Consider the following 6275-nt stretch of genomic DNA (forward strand, 5'->3'; position numbering starts at 1 on the left):
CCGCGCCGCGGTGGTCTCACGGGGTGGTGTCGGTCAGGGTGGGATGTCCGGTGGCTGCGAGGGCCTGCTGGTTGGCCTCCCCGAAGGCCAGGGCCGCCTGCGCCACGGCCGGGTTGGCCCGGATCCAGGCCCCGTGCGCGGCGCAACGTCGGCGCATGTCCTCGCCGTCGAGCACGCCCTCGATCCAGGCGTTCATCGAGATGTGGTCGGCCTCGGCGTGGCGCCGGACCGACTCGTAGGCCTCGGCCGAGAGCCGTAGCGTGATCGTCCGAGTGGTCATGCGGCTCATGCTAGCAAGATCTGCTGTCAGTTCGTGGCATACGAGCGATGGGGAACACGTGACAGTTCGCCGACCAGCCGTGGCATGCCTCCGTACGCTGAAAGTCCGTTTCATGACGACCCTGAAGGTCCATTGCACGACGACAAGGAGCACGAGCCAGTGTCGACCGCGTCTGCTTCCTCCCCGCTCGAATCCGCCGCCGGCGGTGTGCGCATGCCCGCGATCTACGCCACCCAGGGCGCCCCGCCGCTGATCGACCATCCGCACTGGACCGCCGAGCTCGCCGCGTGGGGCCGGGCGTTGCCGCGTCCCCGGGCGATCCTGGTGATCTCCGCGCACTGGGAGCAGAACCCGATCGCGTACGGGGCGACGACCACGCCCGTCCCGCTGTACTACGACTTCTACGGCTTCCCCGAGCGCTTCTACCGGCTGAGCTTCCCGGCTCCCGGAGCCCCCGGCCTCGTCGCCGACGTCGCCCGCCTGCTCGGGCCCGGCCAGCCCCTCGTCGCGCAGCCCGACCGCGGGCTCGACCACGGGGCCTTCATCCCGCTGATCTACATGTACCCGGACGCGGACGTTCCCGTGCTGCAGATCTCCCTGCCCACGCAGGATCCGGTGGGTCTGCTGGAGCTCGGCCGGCGGCTGGCGCCGCTGCGCGACGACGGTGTGCTGATCTTCGCCACCGGCCTGCTCACCCACTCCACCGGCCACGCCGACCTGTCGAACCCGGACAGCAGCCCCCACCCGGACGTGGCCGCCTTCGACGCCTGGGTGGCCGACGCGCTCGGCCGCGGCGACCTCGACGCCCTGGTCCACTACCGCGACCGCGCGCCCGGGGTGCGCCGGGCCCTGCCGAGCCAGGAACACTTCGTCCCGCTGTTCGTGGCCCTGGGCGCCGCCCTCGACACCCCCGGGCCGGTGATCTTCCCGCACCACGGCTTCTGGTACGGCAACTCGATGCGCTCGGTCCAGTTCGGTGCGGCGGCGACGGCCGACGTTCCGGCCTGATCAGCGGCGGGCGCCGGGAGTGGCACCGCCCAGAAGATGCGCCCAGCAGGGGTGATGGTCAGCAGACCGGTCGCGGGGGCGGGTCGAGGCGGCGGGTGGGGCGCACCACCATCTCGGTCACGGTGGTGCGGGGCGGCAGGGTGACCGCGGTGGTCACCGCGACCGCGATGTCGTCCGGGTCGACGAGGTCGTCGGCGCTCCACCGGCGGCCCTCCGCGGCGAAGATCTGCTGCTGCATCGGAGTGGCCGTGCGGCCGGGGAACACGCTGCACACCCGCACGCCGTCGGCGGCCACCTCGGCGCGCAGGCTGTCGGCGACGGCCCGCAGCGCCTGCTTCGCGGCCGCGTACGCGCCGACCTCGGGGCCGGCGGTGAGGCCCTGGGTGGAGTTGATGAACACCACGTCACCGGTCGCCGCGATCAGGTCGGGCAGCAGCGTCCGGGTCAGCGCGTAGGAGGCGCGGACGGTCACGTCGAGCAGGCGGTCCAGCTCGGCCAGGGAGGTCTCGGCGATGGGGCCGCGGTGGTAGAGCCCGGCCGAGTGCACCACGATTGCGAGGTTCGGCAGCTTTCCGCGGGCCGCATGGACGAGGAACGCCCGGTCGGCCGACCGGGTGATGTCCGCGGCCTGGTGGTGGACGTTGAGGTCAAGCTCGTCGGCCTCCTTCGCCAGCCGCGCGAGCGAGTCGTGGTTGCGCCCGGTGGCCAGGACGGACGCGCCTGCCTCGGCGAGCCGCAGGGCGACGGCCCGCCCGATGCCGCTGGAGGCACCGGTGACGAGCGCGCCGCGGCCGGCCAACGCCGCCGCCGCCGAGCGGGACTCCCTGGCCCGCAGAGCGGTCCGCCCGTCTGCTCCCATCGCCAGGTCAACCCCTTCGTTCTCACCGTTCCGCGACGTGGCCACCTTACAGTTACGTAAAGGGCGATTACTCCCGGGTGTCGGCCTTGACGGCTACTCCATGTCTGCCCGACGGAGTCATCCATAGTCATGGAGTGACGAGAGGTTCGGTTGGCGCCTCGGGGCGGCAGGTCGTGGGCCGCGGCACCGCCCCCGGTGGCGTCAGCGCGGCGCGGCGGTGCGGACCTGGCGGTGCAGGTGGTACAGCCAGGGCGGGATCGTCGCCCAGAACACGATGATGTTGCCGACGACGACTCCCTTGGCGCCACCGACGAAAAGGCCCGTGACGGGGCAGGCGAGCAGGAACGGCACGAAGAACAGGTTGATCCAGAAGGTGAGCCGGGTCTTGCCGAAGGCGTAGAGCACCGCGGCCGGGCCGACCGCGAGCCCCGGGCCCACCTGCGCGATCACGGCGAGCAGCAGCAGATCGTGGGTCTGGCCCCAGGTGTCGCCGAGCAGGGCCGCGCCGAAGTCCGCGGGCAGCAGCATGAACGCCAGTCCCCACAGCGTGCTGGAGACGACCACGAGCCCGGAGACCAGGTAGGCGCCGCGGATGACCCGGCTGGGCGGCATGTGCTTACGCCGCGCGAACTCGGGGATGGCGAAGCTCATCAACGCGACGGCCAGGTTCGTCGTGGGGGCCAGCAGGGTCTGCAACCCACGCAGGGCGCCGACGAGCGAGGTGGAGCCGACTGCCCCGATGATCAGAGTGGACGTCTGCTGGGCGCCCTGCAGCGAGATGAACTCCGCGGTCATGAAGCCGGTCGTCTCGCGGTGCCCGGTGAACCACGCCAGCGCCCGCTTCGGGTCGGGCCAGGCCTGGTGCTGCGCCACGCCGACGAACGCGGCGAGAGCCGCCGCCGCACCCCAGACCAGGACCAGTGACGCGGCGCCGTCGCCGGTGGCCGAACCGGCGGCGAGCAGGCCGACGCCGACCGCGAGCCCCGCCGCCCAGACGAGGTCGTTGCCGACGGCGAGTAGCGGACGGCCCTGGGCGAACGAGGCGTAGCGCCAGGCGTCCTGCACCAGCAGCGCCGGCATGACGACGCCCATCGCGACCAGGTTCAGCCCCACCGTGCCGCGCAGTGCGGCGCCGATGAGGACCAGGACCACGCCGACGGCGGCGCCGAGCGCCAGCGCCGTGCCGGCCGCGGCCCGTACCGCCGAGCGGAACGTCGACGCCGGGACATCGGCGTAGCTGATCCCCAGCGGCGCAGTCCCGGCCGCCCGGGACAACCCGACGACCATCGCGAAGATCGTGTAGGCGATCGCGAACGCGCCGAATTCGCTCGAGTCCACCCGGCGGGCGATGATGAAGTTGATCGCCGCGTTGGTGCCACTCGACACCACCTGGTCGCCGACCGTCCACAGCGCGTTGATCCGGCTGCGTGACCGCGACGGCGCGGCCGCGGGCTGCGGCGAGGGGTCCTCGTGAGCCAGATCCCGGTAGGCGACGTCGTCGCCGAGCCGGATCGGGCGGTCATCGGGGTGCCGTGGTTGTGGCACCGCCTCGCCCGCGCCGGTCGCGTGGTCCGCGCCGAGCCTCAGGTCCTCATCCACGTCGAGTCGGGCCCCCGGCCTCGTCCGATCCGTCAGCGCGGCTGCGCCCATGCCGGTGCCGACTCTACCGTGACGTAACTGTCATCTTTGGGTAAGCGGGCGTGCACGTCGGCGCCTCAGCGCAGCGCGGCCACGATCGTGTGGGTGTTGTGCTCCTCCATCTGCAGATAGGTGGCGCCGTCGGAACCCGCGGGGCCGAGGGTGTCGCCGTACAACGAGTCCTCGCCGGCTTCGACCCGCACGCCGGCCTCGTCCGCGATGGTCCGCGCGGTCCGCGGCGGCAGCGAGGACTCGGAGAAGACGGCCTTGGTGCCCGTCTTCCGAATCCTGTCGACGATGTTCCTGATATTCCTGCCGGACAGCTCCGCGGCGGTGTCGAAGCTCGGGATGATCGAGCCGACGAAGGTGAGACCGTAGTGGTCGATGTAGTAGCCGAAGGCGTCGTGGTTGGTGACCAGCTTGCGGTCGGCGGGCGCGATGGTGGCGATCTGACGGCGGATGTCGCCGTCGAGGGCGTCGAGCCTGGTGTCGTAGGCGATCCGGTTGGCGTGGAAGTAGCCGGCGTTCGCCGGGTCGGCTTGGGCCAGCCCGCGCTCGATGTCCGCGACCATGATCTTGGCGTTGAGCGGGTTGTGCCAGATGTGCGGGTCGCCGGACTTCTCCTCTTCGTCCCCGTTGCCGGAGCGGATGGTCACGCCGCGGCTGGCGTCGACCCGGACCCCGTCGAAGCCGGCGGCGCCGACGGCGTCGTCAAGCCAGCTCTCCAGCCCGACGCCGTTCTCGACCAGCACCCGGGCGTCACCGACCGCCTCGAGGTCGGCCGGGGTGGGCTCGTAGTCGTGCGGGTCGACGTTCGGCTTCAGCAGCTGGGCGACGCGGACCCGGTCGCCGCCGAGGACCCGGGTGAAGTCGGCGGTCTGGCTCGTCGTCGCGACGACCGGCAGCCGCTTGTCGGCGGCCGCGGCCGCGGCATCGGCGTCGGAGGACGAGCCGCAGCCGGCGAGGACCGCGGCGAGCAGCGCCAGGCCGGCGCCGCCGGCCGCGATCCGGGTGGGCAGGGAGAGGGTGGCGTGGGGCAAGGGATCCTCACTTCGCAGAGCGGACGCCCCTGATGAAAACGATTCTGAAAACGGATGTCAATAAGTCGCTCGACGACGGTCAGTGGATGAGCGCGGGCTGCTGCTGGGTGATGCAGTGCACGCCACCGCCGTGACCGAAGATCACTCGGGCGTCCACCGGTTCGATCCGGCGGGTGGGATACAGCCGGGCGAGCAGGTCAAGGGCGTCGGCGTCGCGGGGGTCGTCGAAGACGCCGGCGACGACCAGACCGTTGGCGACGTAGTAGTTGAGGTAGGAGTAGCCGGCCGGCCCCCCGTCGACCTCCAGCACGGTCGGCGCCGCGATCTGGACGACCTCCAGCGGGCGGCCGGCGGCGTCACGGCTCGCCCGCAGCAGCGCGGCCAGCTCCCGGGTCGTCGCGTGGTCGGGGTGAGCCGGGTCGGGCTGGCTGTGCACGGCGACGAGGCCGGGGCGGACGAACGCGGCGACGACGTCAACGTGCCCACGGGTGCCGAATCGGTCGTAGTCGCGGGCCACCCCCCGCGGCAGCCAGATCGCCCTGGTCGTGCCGAGCTGGGCATGCAGCTCCGCCTCCACCCGGGCGCGGTCCCAGCCGGGGTTGCGGTGCGGGTCGAGCTGGACCGTCTCGGTCAGCAGCACGGTGCCGGCGCCGTCGACGGCGATCCCGCCGCCCTCGTTCGTCAGCGCCGAGTGGCGCACCGCCGCGCCGGCCTGTTCGGCGACGGCCGTGGCCAGCAGTCGGTCCGCGGCCCAGCTCGCCCACTGCTGGGCGCCCCAGCCGTTGAAGATCCAGTCGACGGCGCCGAGGCGCCGGTCGTCGTCGATCGTGAACGTCGGGCCGCTGTCGCGTACCCAGGCGTCGTCCAGGTCGATCTCGATCACCGTCACGGCGGGCGGGACCAGCCGGGCCGCGGTCGTGCCCTGGCCCGGGCCGGCGAGCAGGGTGACCGGCTCGTGGCGGCTGATCGTCGCCGCCACCCGGGCCCAGGCGGAGCGGGCCGCGGCGAGGCCGGGGGAGCCTTGCGCGCCGAAGGTGTCGTTCGGGGGTGGGAACGCCATCCAGGTCCGGGTATGCGGCTCCCATTCGGCCGGCATCCGGCGAGCGGCGGGAACGGCGGGCACGCGGGTCATCATCGCAGGCCCGATGCTCGCCACCGGTCGATGCGGCCGTGAGAGCATCGGGGCATGCTGACGATCACCAGCATCGGGACGCCCGCCTCGCCGGCCCGGGTGGCGCCGCCGACGCGCGCGCCGTTGCGGATCGGGGCGGTGCAGCACCGCTGGCATCCCGACCCGGCGGAGCACGCCGCCGCGCTGCGGGCCGGCGCGCTCGCCGCGGCCGAGCTCGGCGCCCAGCTCGTCTGCTTTCAGGAACTGACGCTGTCGCGCTACTTCGCCGACGTGCCGCCGGTCGGCCAGCCGGCGGGGGGCGACCCGGCGGGGAGTGAC

6 protein-coding genes and 1 pseudogene are annotated in these 6275 nt (G+C 72.8%); 2 read left to right on the forward strand and 5 right to left on the reverse strand.

The window, feature by feature from the left end; all coding sequences use genetic code 11:
- Positions 1-16: 16 nt before the first annotated feature.
- Complete coding sequence (locus NBZ83_RS05370; protein ID WP_261565178.1) at positions 17-289, reverse strand: type II toxin-antitoxin system HicB family antitoxin; 273 nt, start codon at positions 287-289, stop codon at positions 17-19.
- A 150-nt stretch (positions 290-439) separates the two neighbouring features.
- Between NBZ83_RS05370 and NBZ83_RS05375 the strand changes: the two genes are divergently transcribed.
- On the forward strand, positions 440-1288 hold the full coding sequence (locus tag NBZ83_RS05375) for a dioxygenase family protein (RefSeq protein ID WP_261565179.1): 849 nt from the start codon (positions 440-442) through the stop codon (positions 1286-1288).
- 58 nt (positions 1289-1346) lie between these two features.
- Here NBZ83_RS05375 and NBZ83_RS05380 read toward each other — a convergent pair whose 3' ends face one another.
- The 4 genes from NBZ83_RS05380 to NBZ83_RS05395 form a co-directional block, all read right to left on the reverse strand.
- On the reverse strand, positions 1347-2147 hold the full coding sequence (locus NBZ83_RS05380) for an SDR family oxidoreductase (RefSeq protein WP_261565180.1): 801 nt from the start codon (positions 2145-2147) through the stop codon (positions 1347-1349).
- 201 nt (positions 2148-2348) lie between these two features.
- Positions 2349-3797, reverse strand: coding sequence for an MATE family efflux transporter (locus NBZ83_RS05385; protein ID WP_261574453.1), 1449 nt, complete (start codon positions 3795-3797; stop codon positions 2349-2351).
- Positions 3798-3862: 65 nt separating this feature from the next.
- The gene (locus NBZ83_RS05390; RefSeq protein WP_261574454.1) at positions 3863-4825 is read right to left on the reverse strand and encodes a metal ABC transporter substrate-binding protein; all 963 of its coding nucleotides are present in this window, start codon (positions 4823-4825) and stop codon (positions 3863-3865) included.
- Positions 4826-4904: 79 nt separating this feature from the next.
- Entirely contained in the window at positions 4905-5957 is a 1053-nt protein-coding gene (locus tag NBZ83_RS05395; RefSeq protein ID WP_261565240.1) for an agmatine deiminase family protein, read from the reverse strand.
- Positions 5958-6011: 54 nt separating this feature from the next.
- On the opposite strand from NBZ83_RS05395, the pseudogene NBZ83_RS05400 reads away from it, so the two are divergent.
- Positions 6012-6275 (forward strand): annotated as a pseudogene (locus tag NBZ83_RS05400) (hydrolase); the annotation flags it as partial.

It is taken from the genome of Frankia gtarii (assembly GCF_025403375.1).
In the GTDB taxonomy this organism is placed as follows: domain Bacteria; phylum Actinomycetota; class Actinomycetes; order Frankiales; family Frankiaceae; genus Frankia; species Frankia gtarii.

Coding starts and splice junctions, on each gene's coding strand:
- NBZ83_RS05370 (WP_261565178.1), bottom strand. CDS start 289: ATGAGCCGCATGACCACTCGGACGATCACGCTACGGCTCTCGGCCGAG.
- NBZ83_RS05380 (WP_261565180.1), bottom strand. CDS start 2,147: ATGGGAGCAGACGGGCGGACCGCTCTGCGGGCCAGGGAGTCCCGCTCG.
- NBZ83_RS05385 (WP_261574453.1), bottom strand. CDS start 3,797: ATGGGCGCAGCCGCGCTGACGGATCGGACGAGGCCGGGGGCCCGACTC.
- NBZ83_RS05395 (WP_261565240.1), bottom strand. CDS start 5,957: ATGACCCGCGTGCCCGCCGTTCCCGCCGCTCGCCGGATGCCGGCCGAA.